Origin of the sequence: Thermodesulfatator autotrophicus, assembly GCF_001642325.1 — a bacterium.
GTDB lineage: Bacteria > Desulfobacterota > Thermodesulfobacteria > Thermodesulfobacteriales > Thermodesulfatatoraceae > Thermodesulfatator > Thermodesulfatator autotrophicus.
Map to the genome: position 1 here is coordinate 1 of NZ_LSFI01000010.1, position 15,642 is coordinate 15,642.

General features: G+C 42.7%; 15 protein-coding genes and 3 tRNA genes. 16 read left to right on the forward strand and 2 right to left on the reverse strand.

What is annotated here, in order from left to right; translation table 11 throughout:
* Nucleotides 1-192: 192 nt before the first annotated feature.
* Nucleotides 193-975, forward strand: a complete 783-nt coding sequence (locus TH606_RS03000; protein WP_068541224.1) for a C-GCAxxG-C-C family protein — start codon at nucleotides 193-195, stop codon at nucleotides 973-975.
* 519 nt (nucleotides 976-1,494) lie between these two features.
* Nucleotides 1,495-2,586: a transposase gene (locus TH606_RS03015; protein ID WP_082863486.1), complete on the forward strand. Its 1,092-nt coding sequence runs from the start codon at nucleotides 1,495-1,497 to the stop codon at nucleotides 2,584-2,586.
* Nucleotides 2,587-3,050: 464 nt separating this feature from the next.
* Here TH606_RS03015 and TH606_RS03020 read toward each other — a convergent pair.
* Together TH606_RS03020 and TH606_RS03025 are read right to left on the reverse strand one after the other, a co-directional pair.
* Nucleotides 3,051-3,127 (reverse strand) — tRNA-His (locus TH606_RS03020).
* A gap of 53 nt (nucleotides 3,128-3,180) precedes the next feature.
* Nucleotides 3,181-3,255: transfer RNA gene (locus TH606_RS03025), tRNA-Gln, on the reverse strand.
* A 133-nt stretch (nucleotides 3,256-3,388) separates the two neighbouring features.
* Here TH606_RS03025 and TH606_RS03030 point away from each other — a divergent pair.
* From TH606_RS03030 to infC, 14 genes are all read left to right on the forward strand, one after another.
* Nucleotides 3,389-3,652, forward strand: coding sequence for a hypothetical protein (locus tag TH606_RS03030; RefSeq protein WP_068541228.1), 264 nt, complete (start codon nucleotides 3,389-3,391; stop codon nucleotides 3,650-3,652).
* A 9-nt stretch (nucleotides 3,653-3,661) separates the two neighbouring features.
* Nucleotides 3,662-4,024, forward strand: a complete 363-nt coding sequence (locus TH606_RS03035) for a flagellar protein FlaG (protein ID WP_068541229.1) — start codon at nucleotides 3,662-3,664, stop codon at nucleotides 4,022-4,024.
* Between the two features lie 2 nt (nucleotides 4,025-4,026).
* Nucleotides 4,027-4,614: a response regulator gene (locus TH606_RS03040; protein WP_197460498.1), complete on the forward strand. Its 588-nt coding sequence runs from the start codon at nucleotides 4,027-4,029 to the stop codon at nucleotides 4,612-4,614.
* On the forward strand, nucleotides 4,607-6,076 hold the full coding sequence (locus TH606_RS03045) for an HD domain-containing phosphohydrolase (RefSeq protein ID WP_068541231.1): 1,470 nt from the start codon (nucleotides 4,607-4,609) through the stop codon (nucleotides 6,074-6,076). The genes TH606_RS03040 and TH606_RS03045 overlap by 8 nt, the downstream gene beginning before the upstream one ends.
* Nucleotides 6,042-6,668 carry a histidine kinase gene (locus tag TH606_RS03050; RefSeq protein ID WP_157627849.1) on the forward strand — a complete coding sequence of 209 codons (627 nt, stop codon included), beginning with the start codon at nucleotides 6,042-6,044 and terminating at the stop codon, nucleotides 6,666-6,668. The genes TH606_RS03045 and TH606_RS03050 overlap by 35 nt, the downstream gene beginning before the upstream one ends.
* Nucleotides 6,668-7,729 (forward strand): DNA-processing protein DprA, encoded by a 1,062-nt coding sequence (dprA, locus tag TH606_RS03055; RefSeq protein ID WP_068541233.1) that lies wholly within the window; start codon nucleotides 6,668-6,670, stop codon nucleotides 7,727-7,729. The genes TH606_RS03050 and dprA overlap by 1 nt, the downstream gene beginning before the upstream one ends.
* Nucleotides 7,726-9,939, forward strand: a complete 2,214-nt coding sequence (gene topA, locus TH606_RS03060; RefSeq protein ID WP_068541234.1) for a type I DNA topoisomerase — start codon at nucleotides 7,726-7,728, stop codon at nucleotides 9,937-9,939. Before dprA ends, topA begins: the two co-directional genes overlap by 4 nt.
* 244 nt (nucleotides 9,940-10,183) lie before the next feature.
* The gene (locus tag TH606_RS03065) at nucleotides 10,184-10,753 is read left to right on the forward strand and encodes a coiled-coil domain-containing protein (protein WP_068541235.1); all 570 of its coding nucleotides are present in this window, start codon (nucleotides 10,184-10,186) and stop codon (nucleotides 10,751-10,753) included.
* Complete coding sequence (locus TH606_RS03070) at nucleotides 10,753-11,415, forward strand: phosphorylase family protein (RefSeq protein ID WP_068541236.1); 663 nt, start codon at nucleotides 10,753-10,755, stop codon at nucleotides 11,413-11,415. The genes TH606_RS03065 and TH606_RS03070 overlap by 1 nt, the downstream gene beginning before the upstream one ends.
* A gap of 67 nt (nucleotides 11,416-11,482) precedes the next feature.
* Nucleotides 11,483-11,665 carry a twin-arginine translocase TatA/TatE family subunit gene (gene tatA / locus TH606_RS03075; protein WP_068541237.1) on the forward strand — a complete coding sequence of 61 codons (183 nt, stop codon included), beginning with the start codon at nucleotides 11,483-11,485 and terminating at the stop codon, nucleotides 11,663-11,665.
* Nucleotides 11,658-12,989, forward strand: coding sequence for a cytochrome c biogenesis protein ResB (gene resB / locus TH606_RS03080; RefSeq protein ID WP_068541238.1), 1,332 nt, complete (start codon nucleotides 11,658-11,660; stop codon nucleotides 12,987-12,989). Before tatA ends, resB begins: the two co-directional genes overlap by 8 nt.
* Nucleotides 12,990-13,029: 40 nt before the next feature.
* Nucleotides 13,030-13,104 (forward strand) — tRNA-Val (locus TH606_RS03085).
* A 70-nt stretch (nucleotides 13,105-13,174) separates the two neighbouring features.
* Complete coding sequence (gene thrS, locus TH606_RS03090; RefSeq protein ID WP_068541239.1) at nucleotides 13,175-15,088, forward strand: threonine--tRNA ligase; 1,914 nt, start codon at nucleotides 13,175-13,177, stop codon at nucleotides 15,086-15,088.
* Nucleotides 15,089-15,096: 8 nt separating this feature from the next.
* Nucleotides 15,097-15,621, forward strand: a complete 525-nt coding sequence (gene infC / locus TH606_RS03095; protein WP_068541240.1) for a translation initiation factor IF-3 — start codon at nucleotides 15,097-15,099, stop codon at nucleotides 15,619-15,621.
* The last annotated feature ends 21 nt before the right edge of the window (nucleotides 15,622-15,642 follow it).

Genomic DNA, 15,642 nt, shown 5'->3' on the forward strand with positions numbered 1-15,642 from the left:
GGTGGTTATTGGTTGATGTTTTCACAGGAAAAATATAATACTTTTCGAATCAATATGAAAATAATAGAAAAATTTCCATTAAACTTTTTTTAAAAGCCTATAAAACATTTCATTGGACTTGATCAAAATTTTTAATTTTAGTGTTATTAATAACGTATAATAACAAAAAATTTTTATAAGGGGTGTTATTTTATGAGTAAGAAAAAATTAACAGCGCTTGGTGCTACCAGGAGAGATCTTTTAAAAGGTACAGGAGCTTTATTGTTAGGGCTTACAGCTGGCAAATTATTATTACCAGAGAGTTCAGCACAGGCCAAAGCTATAACTGAAAAATGGCCGTGGCCTTATGAAAAACTCGATCCCGTTGAAACAGCAGAATTGGCCTATCGTGGATGGTATAAACTCTTTTGTGGTGGTTCGGTAGTATGCAGCATTTTTTCTCAATTACGTAAAAAAGTAGGGGGACCTTATAATCTAATCCCTATAGAAGCTTTCATCTTCGCCGAAGGTGGGGTGGCTGGCTGGGGAACTATTTGTGGTTCTCTTTTAGGAGCCAATGTAGTTACTAATTTTATTTTAGGCCCAAGAATTGCTGGAACTCATCTCGGAGCACTTATGGGAAGTGAAATAATGGAATGGTATTGTGAAGCAGCAATGCCTGTATATGTTCCCAAGAACCCCAAAGTTGATCCTAAAAAAATACCCCATACCGTTAGCGACTCGCCACTATGCCATATTTCTGTTGGTAAATGGATGAAAAAAGCCAATAAATCACTAAAGAGTCCAGAAAGAAGAGACCGTTGTGCTAGAGTAACTGCCAGTGTTGCTTATCATCTTGTAGTATTGCTTAACAAATGGAAAGACGGTAAATATGAACCTGATGCTGAATTTCCTTCTGGTGAATATGGAATTCCTGCTCAGCACAACTGCGAGGCATGCCACGGAGACGATGTTCCTGAAGCGCCAGAATCTTAAACCAGAATTTTAAATTTATTAGAACATATAAAGAGGTAGTTTTGGGTTTATTCCTGAAACTACCTCTTTTCAAATAAAACAGCCCAAAAACCTGCTTTGCTATCTAAACCCTCACGAGGTTTTTCATTTAAAGGTTCATTAGAAGGAAATTGAAAAAGGGTGGAAAAACCTTTTATCATCGAAAATCCATATCTTTCAAAAAGGTTTAAAACCCCTAAGTCCCGGATAAAAAAGAGAGGAAAGGGCACCGAACCTGGGGTATAAAGAGTTTCGGAAAACAAACCAATTCACCCAGGAGGTGCCCATGAGCATTATAACACCAAAAGTGGAAATTGACTTCACCGACGAGCTTCTCACCCCTAAAGGGGGACTCACCTTCCTGGCTCGCTTCGCCGCCTCCCACCGTCTTCCTCAAATCCTTACAGAGAAAATCAAGCTCAAAGTCCGCAACCGTGGTCCCTCCGATGTTCACTACCTTCTTTCCCTCATCTACTCCATTGCCCTTGGTGAGGGGAACCTGTGCGATGTAGACCTTCTCAAAGAGGACCTGGCCCCCAAAGGACTCTGGCGAGGCTTGAGGAAGTCCCTGACAGTAGAAGGGTCTCGGAATATCTCTGCCGTTTTGATGAAGAAGCACTTACCAAGCTTCTCCAGATAGCCGAAGACCTGGCCTCAAAACTCATTGGCTCTATGGTAGAACATGAACTTTTCCACCGTGGCTGGCTTCCCGTCTTTGTGGACGGCACCGCTATTGAGGTCTATGGAAGATATTTTGAGGAGGCCAAAGCACTTTACAATGGCCAAAAGGGCTTCTGGCTTCACGGCGCCTTTGTAGGGAACTTATGGGTGAAACAGAGGCTTTATCCCGGGGATGTTCATCCTTCCGAGGGTTTTGGAGAACTCATCGAGGGGGTGATCAAGCTCTTGCCAGAAGGGGAAAAGGGCTATTTTTTGATGGATGCGGCTTATTACAACAAGGAAGTAGTAGCTTTGCTGAAAGAAGCTGGTCAAGATTACTCCATCAGTGTGACGCACGGGGTGCACAAGAGGCCGCTTTTGGAGCTGGCCCGGAGCCTTCCTGAGGAGGCCTGGGAGAAGATTACAGACGACGGCAGGGAAGAAGCGGCCTTCATTTATTATCAGCCCACAGGGTGGCCTGAGGAGGAGACCTATGTGGTAGTGAGGCAGAAGAGGGATGGGAAGCAGGGAAGACTTTTTCCCAGCTATGTTTTTATTTTGGTGAGCAACGAGGCCTTGGGGCTGAAGGAGCTGGTAAGGAGGCACAGGCAGAAGCAGGGGCAGGAGAACCCGCTGAAAGGGCCGTTAAGGGATTTGGGACTTCATCATCCACCGTGTCAGAGTTTCGTAGCTAACCGGGCCTATTACACGCTGGGGCAGATAGTGCATCTTTTGCTGGTGGGGATGCAGTACCGGTTGTTGCCCGAAGAGGCCAGAAAGAGTCGTGCTGGAAGGATAATCAAGCACTTTTTGAGGGTAGCAGCGAAAGTAGTAAGACATGCCCGGAGACTCAAAGTCTTATTTACGAAGCAGATAGAACACCTTGAGTGGATACATTTTGCCGCGTGCGGGTTAGAAGCGGCAGATTGGTAAGGCCTGAAGGAAGAGGAGGAAGGTTTTAGGTTTGGACGATTTAAGATCGGGAAGGAAGGATTGCGTCCAAAAACAGCCGGGAATCGATACCGGCGCCCCTTCTTTTTGGTCACTAATGTCTAAAGTATAGGAAATTTCCCTTCTCAAGGTCTGGAACCGGAAGGCCTTTAGTATGGATTCGTTATTTCTCACCTCTGCTTTCCCCTTATCCGGGAATTTAGGAAGTAAACCTCATCCGGGGTATTCTTTTCCAAACTGAAATGTGGCCTCTCTGCGTTGTATGCCTTAAGCCACCTTTCGCCTCTTTTACCTCCCTACCACCTCTAAACTCCTCTAATTATACACTCTCATATTTCAACGACCTCCATAACCTCTCTACTATCCGATTGTCTTGCCAAACCCGGGAAAGATTTTTGGACACCTATATGGACACCTGGAGGAGGGGGTCTGGAAAGCTTTGATTTTGGGGTGACCGGTGGGATTTGAACCCACGACCTCCGGGGCCACAACCCGGCGCTCTGACCACCTGAGCTACGGTCACCTCCGCCATACAATTTAACTTATTTTTAGCCTGATTCAAGAGAGCATAAAAAATGGCTGGGGGACTAGGATTCGAACCTAGACCGGCGGGTCCAGAGCCCGCTGTCCTGCCGATTAGACGATCCCCCAGCGTTTAATCAAATGATTATCAAAACTGGGCTTTGTGTCAAGAGAAGAAAAACTATTCAACATATTTTTTAGTTATTGGCATTTACTGCCGAAAAATAGATTAGCAAGAAAAATATTTCCAAAGGAGGTTTAAGTGTCTGGCAAAGAAGTTTTAGAACAACTTCTGGCTATTAACCGGTCTTGTCGGGAGGCTTTAGCCCAAAACGATTTTCAAAAATTACAGGCCATTCTTGATATTAAGAAAGATCTCATGAAACTCCTGAAAAGCAGCCAGTTTTCTAAAGATGACATTTCAGAAATTGAACAAGTTTTACGAGACGAAGAAGAATTGGCAAGATTAGTCCTTTTGAAAAAGAGGTCTTTAGTTGAATTTATGAATGTTTCAAATTTTAACTAGGGGGTAGCCATGCAGGTATCAAATCTTTCTAATCAAAGTTTGGAGCTTTTAGGGCCTTCTCAGAAGTTGGAAGAGAGTTCTTCTCGATCTCCCACCAACAACGTTTTGAAAGAAAAATTAGAAAATAAAACATCTGAAGACCAAAAAAAGCCTGAAAATTATGAAGAGATGGTAAAAACTATCCAAAAAGAACTTGAACAGCTAAATGTAAGACTGGTATTCAGTGTAGATAAAGATACCGATGAATTAGTGGTTAAAGTAATAGATCCTCAAACAGAAGAGGTTATTAGACAAATTCCACCTCAAGAATTATTAGAAATTAGAAAGAAACTTGATGAGTTGGTGGGTATCCTTTTTGACGCACGGGTTTGAAAGTGGAAGCAACTGAAGATGTCATAAGGATTCTTGTAGCCGAAGATGAAAAGGTTTTTCGGATTCTACTTTTTGAGGAGCTGCAAGGCCCAAATCGTATTATAAAAGTAGCTTCAAACGGTATTGAAGCCCTGGAGTTCCTCAAAAGGGAGGATTTTGATCTCCTAATTACCGATTTGAAAATGCCCGGTTTAGAAGGAATTGAACTATTGAAAGAAGCCAAAAAGATAAACCCTCGCATTTTAGTGATAGTAATTACTGGATATGCTTCTTTAGATTCGGCTATTCAGGCTTTAAAAGAAGGTGCTTACGATTACATCCGTAAACCTTTTAGCCTTGAGGAGTTAAAAGTGAGCGTAAATAACGCTTGTACTCTGATATTGCTTGAGCGTGAAAATAAGAGACTTCTTGAAGATTTAAGACAAGTTTATCAGCGGTTTAAGGAAAGCCTTGAAGAACGCACTTCTTCTCCAAACTCTTTGCTGGATGAACTGGAAAGGTTAGCGAGGCTTCACCAGGAAGGTTTTTTGGACGAAGAAGAGTTTGAAGCTATAAAAAAAGTTTTAATTCAAAGGTCAAATTATGAATAAGCCCCGCTATTTAGTTGTAGATGATGAAAACCTCCTGCGAGAAAATTTGGCCTTACTTCTTTCTTCTCAAGAAGATTGTGAAGTCTTTCAAGCAAGAAATGCTTACGAAGCCCTTGATATACTGAAAAAATACCCCATTGACCTGGCCCTTATAGATATAAATATGCCAGGCCTTTCAGGCCTTGAATTGCTCCGGATAATCCGTAAAGACGGTTACCAAATACCTGTCATATTAATGACAGGTTATCCATCTCTAGACCTTACTGTTGAAGCTTTAAGAGAAGGGGCAAATGATTTTCTTATAAAACCTTTTACCTCACAGCAACTTTTGGAGATTATTGCCCGTTTCAAACAAAAAAATAAAACTTCCAAGTCAGAATATGATGATATTCTGGAATTGCTTAAACGAAAAACCCAAGAACAAACGCTACTTTTCACTATTAGTGATCGTCTTATTAAATGTGATAGCCTGTCAACTCTTTACGATGAAATTATAAAATTACAACAGGAGTTTATCCCTTCAGAAGAAATTGTCTTTTATTTATTTGACCAGGAGAAAGGTGTTCTTATTCCCACAAGTTGGGCTGGCTTTAAGGAGAGACCTTCAGAGATTTTGATTGAAGAAGCTAATCCTGTGAGTAAAAGTGTTCGTGAAAGGCTCCCTTATTTAATTCCTCAAAAAGATAATGAAAAAGCCACTCTTATTGTGCCCTTCCTCATCAGAGGAGAAATTTTTGGGGCTTTTGTTTTATGTCGTCAAGAAAATTTTTCTAGAGAAGAGCTTTTTTTGGCTAATCTTATAGGAGAAAGAAGTGCCCCTTTAGTAGAAAATTTTATTTTATATGAAAGCATAGTCCTTAATTTACATGATGCCCTAAGGGCATTGGTTAAGGTCCTTGAGGCAAAAGATCCTTATACCAAAGAACATTCAGAGCGGGTCACTCGTTACGCAGTTCTTTTAGCTAGAGAGTTAGGGCTTTCTGATGATGAGATAGAATGTCTCAGGGTAGCAGGCCATCTCCATGATATAGGCAAAGTAGGAATACCTGATGCCATATTACTCAAACCTGGTCGCTTAACTTCAGATGAGTTTGAAATTATAAAAGCCCATCCCCTTATAGGGGCTGAGATAGTAGGGCATATTGGGCTTCTTGCTGAAGAGGCTAAAATTATAAAATATCACCATGAACGCTGGGATGGAAAAGGGTATCCCACTGGTTTGGCAGGTCGGGATATACCTCTTCTTTCAAGAGTTTTAGCGGTAGCCGATGCCTTTGATGCCATGACTAGCAAACGCCCTTACCGTCCGGCTATGAGCTTTATTGATGCCATTCAAGAAATTAAAAAAGGTAAAGGGAGTCAGTTTGACCCTGAAATAGTACAAATTTTTGTTTCCATATTTCAGGATTTAACCAGGGGTGAAGAAGATGAATCAAGAGTTGTTTCGTCAGTTGTTACCTAAGGCAGCTTGTGGCCATTTGGTTCAGGGCTTGATTCATAACTTTAGCGGGCCTTTGCAGATTATTTCCATGCAGCTTGAGATGTTAAAATTTTATCTGGCCAGACAGCCTGAAAATGAAATTTCAAAGACTTTGCTGGAAAAATTTTCTCAAATGGAAGACCAGATTAAAAGGCTTAAGGACCTCCTAGACGCCGCTAATATCATAACTCAAGAAACGCCATCTCCTCTTAATCTAAATGAAATTCTTGAAAAGATGCTTATTTTTTGGGAAGCAGACTTGAAATTTAAGCATGATATTACCAAAATTGCTGATTTTGCAGAAGAAATTTCCGTTGTAGCTCCGCCAGCAAAGATTTATCGGGGCTTTTGTGCCCTTTTTTGGGCTTTAGTTCCCTTTGCGGTTAAGAATAAAACTGCCTTTAAAATTAGGACTTTTAATCAAAATACACCTGTAGTTGAAATTGAACTTGATGGCGCTGAAAATCTCCCTGAAGATGATATGTTCTTTACTTTTGCCAAGGAAATTCTTTCACCCTTTTTTGTTTTTGACTCTTCAGGGAACAAGTTGAAGCTTGTTTTTAACCCTTCATAATGTCCTCTGAGGTTCTACTCTGGTCTCTGGCTTTATGGTTGGTTCCCCAAATGGGGCCGCGGCGTTTTTTTAAGCTTTTGGGCCAAGCTGGAGAGCTGGAAGGGGTATTCTCTCTTTCTAAAGCTCAGGTAAGAAAAATTGGTCTTGACCTTCCTTCCAAAGACGAAGCCCTTGTTAGGGCCCAAAAAGAGCTTGAACGTGTCCAGAAGCTAGGAGGAAAAATAGTAAGTATTTTTGACGAGGAATATCCTTCGCTTTTAAAGGAAATACCCGACCCGCCTCCTATCCTTTATGTTCAAGGAAATATGCCAGATAAAGCAGGACTAGCCGTAGTAGGGGCAAGAAAAGCTACTTCCTATGGCCGGGAAGTCTGCCGCAGGTGGGTTTCTATTTTTACCGAAGCGAGACTTCCCATTGTAAGCGGGCTGGCTTTAGGCATAGACACCTGTGCTCATGAAGCCGCGGTTAGAAAAGGTGCTCCTACTTATGCTATTTTGGGTTGTGGACTTGATGTAAATTATCCTGCCAGTAATACCTGGCTCCGCCAAGAAATAGTGGCCAAAGGCGGGGGGTTGATTACCGAGTTTCCTTTGGGTACCAAACCAAAGCCAGGCAATTTCCCCATTAGAAATCGCCTGATAAGTGGCTTAAGCGCCGCGGTGCTGGTGGTGGAAGCTGACTTGAAAAGTGGCTCTTTAATTACCGCGAGACTGGCGGGTGAACAGGGGCGGGAAGTGCTTGCTGTTCCAGGGCCTATCTATTCTCCAATGAGCCGGGGAACTCACGCTTTAATTCGTGAGGGTGCTCTTCTGGTGGACCATCCTGAACAAGTATTAGAGATTTTTGACCTTTCTTCTTTAAATGAAAGACAGGAGTTGACACTTACTCAAGAAGAGGCCAAAGTTTTAAGTTGTTTCGAGGGAGAACCCCTTGAATTTGATGAGTTAATTTTAAAAACGGGCTTGGAAGTCGATAAACTGTTACAGATTCTTACTAACCTAGAGTTAGAAGGATTGATAGCCAAGCAACCCGGAAACACATATTTGAAGGTGTCGTTATGAAAAAGGGTTTAATAATCGTTGAATCTCCCACTAAAGTGCGGACTATAAAAAAAATTGTAGGCAAAAATTTTGAAGTTGCGGCCTCAGTTGGGCATATCAAAGATCTACCTAAAAGCCGCTTGGGTGTAAAAGTAGAAAACGGCTTTGAGCCGGAATACGTAACCATTCGTGGTAAAAAAGAAGTTATCAAAAAACTAAAAAGTGCTGCTAAAAAGGCCGAAGAGATTTATCTTGGGCCAGACCCAGACCGTGAAGGTGAGGCCATTGCCTGGCATATTGCTGAAGAGCTAAAAAGCCTTAAAAAACCTATAAAGCGTCTTTTGCTTTACGAACTTACGGAAAAAGGTATAAAAGAGGCCCTTGCCCGCCCAGGTGAGCTTGATCCTAACAAGTTTGAATCGCAAAAGGCCCGGCGTATCCTTGACCGCCTGGTAGGCTATAATCTTTCTCCCCTCCTCTGGGAAAAGGTAAAGCGGGGGCTCTCCGCAGGAAGAGTCCAGTCTGTGGCCTTACGCCTCATTTGCGAGCGTGAGCGTGAAAGAGAAGCCTTTGAGCCTGAAGAATACTGGACTATAGAGCTCATTTTTGAAACCGAAGAAGGCCCTCTTCGGGCTAAACTCAAGCGCTATAAAGGTAAATCGGTAAAACCCAAAAGTGAGGCCGAAGCCAAAGCCATAGTGGAGGACCTTTTAAAACAAGACTTTTTGGTTTCAAAGGTTGAAAAGAAGGAAGTAAAGCGCAAACCCCCAGCGCCTTTTATTACCAGCACCCTTCAACAAGAGGCCTGGAGACGTTTTAGGTTTTCTGCTAAAAAGACCATGCTCCTTGCCCAGCGTCTTTACGAAGGTGTGGAGCTTGGAGAAGAAGGCGCGGTAGGTCTTATTACATACATGAGGACAGATTCTGTTCGTATAGCCAAAGAAGCCCAGGAAGAGGCTCGGGCTTTTATCAAGCAAAACTTTGGCCCTGACTTTTTGCCGAAAAAGCCCCATAGCTTTAAAAGCCGTAAAAGTGCCCAGGAGGCTCATGAAGCTATAAGGCCCACTTCTCTTATGAGAACGCCTGAAAGTCTTAAGCCTTATCTTTCCCGTGAGGAGCTTGCCCTTTATGACTTAATTTTCAGGCGATTTGTGGCCTCTCAAATGGCCGAAGCCCGTTTTGAGCGTACAGAGATTTACATTGCCGGCGGGGACTATGAGCTTCTGGCAAGCGGCCAGCGGTTGGTACACCCGGGATTCCTTGTTCTTTACCGCACCGATGAGGAAGAAGAAGCCAATTTGCCTAAAGTTGAAGAAGGAAATCAGCTCAAGTTAAAAGAAGTTGATCCGAAGCAACACTTTACCCAGCCGCCACCGCGCTATACCGAGGCAAGCCTTATCAGGACATTAGAAGAAAAAGGCATTGGACGGCCTTCCACTTATGCCCAGATTGTCTCCACCATAAAAGACCGTGGCTATGTGGAGCAGGAAAAGGGCTATCTTAAGCCTACTGAGCTAGGGCTCCTGGTGAATGATCTTCTGGTGGCCCATTTTCCTGACATTATTGAAACTGGCTTTACCGCCCGTCTTGAAGAAGCCCTTGATGAGATAGAAGAAGGGAAGAGAGAACGTGTAGAGCTATTACGTTCTTTTTACAAGACCTTTGAAGAGGTTTTAAAAAGGGCCGAAAAAGAAATGGCCTCTCTTAAAGCAGGGGTTCCTTCTGGTATAAAATGCCCTGCCTGTGGCGAAGAAATGATTATTCGCGTAGGGCGGGCAGGGGCTTTTCTTGCCTGTAGCCGTTATCCAGAATGTAAAGAGACAAGAGACTATACGCGCGACGAAAAAGGAATTATCAAGATTGTAGAGAAAAATCGTGAGACCGGTGAAGTCTGCGAAAAGTGTGGTCGGCCTATGGTGATAAAAAGGGGCCGCTTTGGTGAATTTATGGCCTGTTCAGGTTACCCGGAATGTAAAAATACCAAGCCCATAAGCACAGGTATTCCCTGCCCGGAAGAGGGCTGCAAAGGGACGCTAATAAAAAGGCGGGCTCGTACCGGAAAGATTTATTATCGCTGCAGCGAAAAGGAATGTGAATTTATCCTTTGGCAGGAGCCTATAAAAGAAGAATGCCCTGAATGCGGAGCCCCTTTTATGGTGCGCAAAAAAGAACGCCGCAATGAATATAAACTTTGTCCAAAATGCAAATATAAAGAGGTTTTAGATGAGTGATAAGACAGAGCCGGAACTTAACTGTTGTTATTGTGGTGGGCCGGCTATCATCGTTGGTAATTGAGCCCGAGCGCGGGTGAGGTGCCTCGCCTGTGGTATAGAAAGGCCAGCCAAAGAATACGCTGATGAGATAGAAGCCTTTAAAGAAAGGCTTTGCGAAATAGCGGCAGAAGAAGGGGCCAAAAAGGTAGATTAAATATTATCTTTCAGATATGATTAAAAAGTAGTTTTAGGGAGTTTAACGGTGAAAAAGCTTTTCTCGTTTTTCCTTATATTCTGGTTTTTGTTAGCTTCTCTGGCCTGGGCAGGTGATGGCTTTACCCAGGAAGACCGGGAAAGGCTCATACGTCTTGAGACCACCCTTAAGGTTTTTATGGAACAAACAAACAAACGTTTTGAAGATTTACGGGCAGATATGAATGCCCATTTTGAACAGATAGACAAACGTTTTGAGCAGACAGACAAGCGTTTTGAGGAACTTCGTAAAGATATGAATGCCCGTTTTGAGCAGATAGACAAGCGTTTTGAGCAAATAGACAAACGTATTGAGGAACTCCGCCAAGACATGAATGCTCGTTTTGAGCAAATGATGACCTTTTTATGGATACTTACGGGGATTTTTACTACACTGGTAGCCGTTGTTATTGGCTTTGCTTACTGGGATAGAAGGACAATAATAAGAAAGGCCAGAGAAGAAACCATAGAGCATTTAGAAAGAGAGGGTAAGCTCAAGGACTTGCTGGATGCATTAAGGGAGCTGGCCAAGAAGAATCCCGAATTAGCTAAAGTTTTACGCGATTATAAGTTACTTTAGTGTTTAAGCCCAAGCCTAAAATTAAAGCTCCCCCTTCAGTTGTTCTGGCTTTTACCAGGCCTGATTGTGAACTTTTAAAAAAAGAACTTTCTCTTAAACGAGTTTCTTCTTTTTTCCTTACAAATTTTTGGCGTAAGGGAGACCTTGCTCTTTGCGGTCCAGTGTTAGGGGCTCCTCAGGCGGCCATTGTGCTTGAGTATTTAAAAGCGGCTGGAGCTCAAAAAATATTGGCTTATGGTTGGGCTGGGGCCCTGAGTTCTCAAGTTCCTTTAGGTTCTTTATTCTTGCCTGAAGAGGCCTTATCCCTTGAAGGCACTTCCCGTTTTTATGGAGATTATTTTTTGCCCTCAAGAGATTTGTTCTGGTGGCTTTATCATGAACTTACCCTTCAGGGGCTTGCCTTTCAGGAAGGCAAAGTAGTTTCAACTGATGCCCTTTTTAGAGAGACCAAAGAATTTTGCCAGGAATACGCCATGAAGGCTCAGGTGGTTGACATGGAGACTTCAACTATTTTTAGTGTGGGCAGAGCTCTAGGGCTTTCGGTTGTTTCTTTGCTTCTGGTTTCAGACCAGGTTTGGCCTTCTTATCGTAAGCTTTCATTGAAGCAGTTGCTCAGTGTTACCCAAAACTTAATCCCTATTTTTAGGAAGTTTTTTTGCTGATTTCTTTTGACTTGCGAAAATTTCACTGTCAGGATAGGTTCAAGATACTGATGCATAGGAGGCAATTATGTTTGGACTGGGATTGCCAGAACTTATAATTATTTTTCTTATAATTGTTGTTCTTTTTGGAGCTAGTCGTCTTCCTCAAATTGGAGAAGGCCTGGGGAAAGGGATTAAAAACTTTCGTAAGGCTATGAGCGAAGAAGAACAGGAAAAACTAGAAAAGGAAGAAAGAGAAAAAAATGTTTAAAAATAAATTTATAAATTTTCTTGCTTCTTTAAAGCTGGCTATTTTTATTCTTTTAACTCTGGCCGCCACTTCTATTATTGGTACAGTTCTTCCTCAAGGGCAGCCTATAGCTTTTTATTTTCAGCGTTACGGAGAGGCAGCTGGCCAGATTATAAAGTTCTTACAGCTTTATGATGTCTATCATTCCTGGTGGTTTGTAGTCCTCCTGGTGATATTCAGTATAAATTTGATACTTTGTTCTCTTAAACGCCTGCCCTTTTCTTTAGAGCTTTATCGTCGGGATCCCCTTGCCGTTGACCCGAAGAAATTAACTAGAATGCCTGCGGCCAAAGAAGTTTCCCTAAAAGAAGATTATTCCTTAGCTAAAGGCAAAATAAAAGAAATAATCACCAAGAAACTTGGTAGCGTTAAAGAAGTTGAGTTTGAAGATGGCATATTGTTTTTAAAAGATAAATTTCGTTTTAGTTACTTTTCTGTCTATTTAGTCCATTTTTCTATATTGGTGGTGATAATTGGTGCCATTATAGGTGCTATCTGGGGTTTTAGAGGGAATATGACCCTTCTTGAAGGAGAAAGTTCCAACCAGGTTATTTTGTTTGGCCTTGAACGCCGAACACAGCCTCTTGATTTTTCAGTTCGCTGCGACAAGTTTGAAATAGAATTCTATCCCAATGGTATGCCTAAAGAGTATCGTTCAGAGGTCACCATCCTTGAAAATGGTAAAGAAGTTTTAAAGGCGCCGATAGAAGTGAATGCCCCTCTAACCTATAAAGGAATAACCTTTTACCAGGCCAGTTATAACACCTTTGCCGAAGTAACTCTAAGGGTCTTAAAAGGTCCTAGACAAAAAGTTTTAATTATAAAACCATTTAGTCAGTCTGAGTGGGCTGAGGAGGCCCTAAGAATAGGGCTTTTAGGTGTTCAAGAAGCTCATGGTTTAATAGCGGTTCAGCTCTGGGTTAGTGAAAAGGAATCGCCTCCAGTTTCCTTCTGGGTGCTTGAGCGCCATCCCAGACGCATAGAACTCCCCAGTGGTCAGGCTATTATAATTGAATTAAGTGATATAAAACCTGTTTACGCTACTGGTTTACAGGTTAAAAAAGACCCAGGCGTTTGGATTGTCTGGGCGGGTTTTTTGGGCATTATTTTAGGGATATTTGCGGCCTTTTTCTTTGCTCATCAGCGGTACTGGGTAGCTGTTATACCTGATAAAAACTCAACTAAAGTAATTTTAGCTGGCTTTTCGCCCAAAGCGCGTCATAAAGTGGCTGAAACTATAGAAGAGTTGGCTAAAGAAGTCGGCAATCTTAACAACGCTTCTTGACAAAGAAATTGAAGATTGTTAGAAATTTCAACAAAAGGAAAGGCGCGTAGCTCAGTGGGAGAGCGCTTGCTTGACGCGCAAGAGGTCGGCGGTTCGATCCCGCCCGCGCCTACCACGCTAAGAAAGGCATCTTTTGGGGTTATCCCAAAGATGCCTTTTCTTTATGTTTTAGAAGGGGCAGCAAAGTGGACATAAAAGTAGTTTTGCCAGACGGCGCAGAAAAATTGATAGGAAAAGGTACAAAGGTAAAAGAAGTTCTTAAAGATTTTCTCAAAAAAGACACATTGGGAGCCAGGTTCAACGAAAAAATAGTTGATCTGGAGACCCCGATCTCAGAAGAGGGCACTTTTGGAAAACTCCTTACCCCTGAAGACCCTGAGTCTCTTGAACTTTTGCGCCACACAGCTGCCCATGTTATGGCCCAGGCGGTAAAAGAACTTTTCCCTGAAGTCAAACTTGGTATTGGTCCTACCATAGAAAATGGTTTTTATTATGACTTTGACTACGAGCGCTCTTTCACCCCTGATGACCTAAAACAAATAGAAAAACGCATGAAAAAAATTATTAAAAAGCGTTATCCCCTGGTGCGGGAAGAAATTTCTAAAGAGGAAGCCAGAAAGCTTTTTACCGAATTAAACGAGCCATACAAGCTGGAATTAATAGAAGAAATACCTGGAGATACTGTAAGTATTTATCGGCAGGGCGATTTTGTTGACCTTTGTGCAGGCCCTCATCTTCCGCATACTGGCTGGGTCAAGGCCTTTAAGCTTCTTTCCGTGGCAGGTGCCTATTGGCGTGGTGACGAAAATAATCCTATGCTCTGGCGCATTTATGGCACTGCCTTCTTTAACAGGGAAGAGCTTGAGGCCTATCTTAAAAAGCTTGAAGAAGCCAAAAGGCGTGACCACCGTCGCCTAGGCAAAGAACTTGAGCTCTTTAGCATTGAAGAAGAAGTAGGTCCTGGGCTTATCCTTTGGCACCCTAAAGGGGCTTTGGTACGCAAAATTATTGAAGACTTCTGGAAAGAAGAGCATTTGAAGAGGGGCTACGAGTTGGTAGTAACACCGCATATTGCCAGGCGGCATCTTTGGCAAATTTCAGGCCACCTTGATTTTTATGCGGAAAACATGTTTGCCCCCATGAAGATAGACGAAGTTGAATACCAGCTTAAGCCCATGAATTGCCCCTTTCACATTTTGATTTATAAAAGCCGCCGCCGCAGTTATCGGGAGCTTCCCATAAGATGGTGTGAGCTTGGCACCGTTTATCGCTACGAAAGAAGCGGTGTGCTTCACGGGCTTATGCGGGTGAGAGGCTTTACCCAGGACGATGCCCACATCTTTTGCCGTGAAGATCAGCTTGAAGAAGAAATATTTAAGTGCCTTGATTTAACGGTTTATTTCTTGAGTACTTTTGGTTTTAAAGAGTATCAGATTTTTCTTTCCACCAGGCCGGAAAAGTATGTGGGAGACGAAGCCATCTGGGAAAAGGCCGAAGGGGCCCTGCGTAAAGCCCTTGAAGACAAAGGCCTTGCTTATGAGATAGACCCGGGTGAGGGAGTTTTTTATGGTCCAAAAATAGACATCAAAATCAAAGACATCCTTGGCCGTTTCTGGCAATGTTCAACCATTCAGGTGGACTTTAATATTCCTGAGCGTTTTAATTTGACTTATATCGGTGAAGATAACCAGCGCCATCGGCCTATTATGATTCACCGGGCGCTTCTCGGTTCTCTTGAACGCTTTTTCGGGGTGCTTATTGAGCATTATGCCGGGGCTTTTCCCGTATGGCTGGCCCCTGTCCAGGCTATTATCATAACAGTGGCAGACCGCCATATTCCCTTTGCAGAGCGGATCTTTGAAAGGCTTAAAGGGGCAGGCATTAGAGTTAAGCCCGACTTTCGTAATGAAAAACTTGGCTTCAAGATTCGCGAGGCTCAGCTGCAAAAGATTCCTTATATGATTATCATAGGCGATAAAGAACTTGAGAATGAGGCCTTGACTATCAGGACCAGAAAAGGTGAAAATTTACCTTTAATGAGTGTGGAAGACTTTATAGCTAGAATAGAAGAAGAAGTCTCTGCTAAAACTTTTAATTAGGAGAAAAGGTGGCCAAAGTAGATAAGAAGAAATACAGGGTTAACGAAAGAATTAGAGCTCCAAAAGTTAGACTTATTGACGCTGACGGCAAACAGGTAGGTATCGTGTCCCGGGAGGAGGCCTTAAGGCTTGCTGAAGAACAGGGGTTAGACCTGGTGGAAATTGCCCCGCAGGCTGATCCTCCTGTCTGCCGTATTATGGACTACGGCCAGTTTCTTTATCAGCAGGCCAAAAAGGCCAAAGAGGCCAAAAAGAAACAGGCCGTGGTAGAGGTGAAAGAAATAAAAGTCAGACCTAAAACTGATACCCATGACCTGGAAACCAAAATAAGGCACATAAAACGCTTTTTAAAAGACAAAAATAAGGTTAAAATTCGGGTTTTCTTCAGGGGGCGTGAGATAACTAAACCTGAACTTGGCATGGAAGTGCTTAAGAAGATTCTTGAGGCGGTGGAAAACGAAGCCCAGGTGGAGATGAAACCGCGTATGGAAGGCCGCCAGATGATAATGATTTTAGGCCCTAAAAAGAATTAAAACATAAGATAAATATCCAAG

What these genes read in the sequence shown, in the direction of transcription:
- TH606_RS03000 (WP_068541224.1), top strand. Translation starts at nt 193, where the DNA reads ATGAGTAAGAAAAAATTAACAGCGCTTGGTGCTACCAGGAGAGATCTT.
- topA (WP_068541234.1), top strand. Translation starts at nt 7,726, where the DNA reads ATGAAAAAGGGTTTAATAATCGTTGAATCTCCCACTAAAGTGCGGACT.
- TH606_RS03045 (WP_068541231.1), top strand. Translation starts at nt 4,607, where the DNA reads ATGAATAAGCCCCGCTATTTAGTTGTAGATGATGAAAACCTCCTGCGA.
- TH606_RS03050 (WP_157627849.1), top strand. Translation starts at nt 6,042, where the DNA reads ATGAATCAAGAGTTGTTTCGTCAGTTGTTACCTAAGGCAGCTTGTGGC.
- TH606_RS03035 (WP_068541229.1), top strand. Translation starts at nt 3,662, where the DNA reads ATGCAGGTATCAAATCTTTCTAATCAAAGTTTGGAGCTTTTAGGGCCT.
- tatA (WP_068541237.1), top strand. Translation starts at nt 11,483, where the DNA reads ATGTTTGGACTGGGATTGCCAGAACTTATAATTATTTTTCTTATAATT.
- resB (WP_068541238.1), top strand. Translation starts at nt 11,658, where the DNA reads ATGTTTAAAAATAAATTTATAAATTTTCTTGCTTCTTTAAAGCTGGCT.
- dprA (WP_068541233.1), top strand. Translation starts at nt 6,668, where the DNA reads ATGTCCTCTGAGGTTCTACTCTGGTCTCTGGCTTTATGGTTGGTTCCC.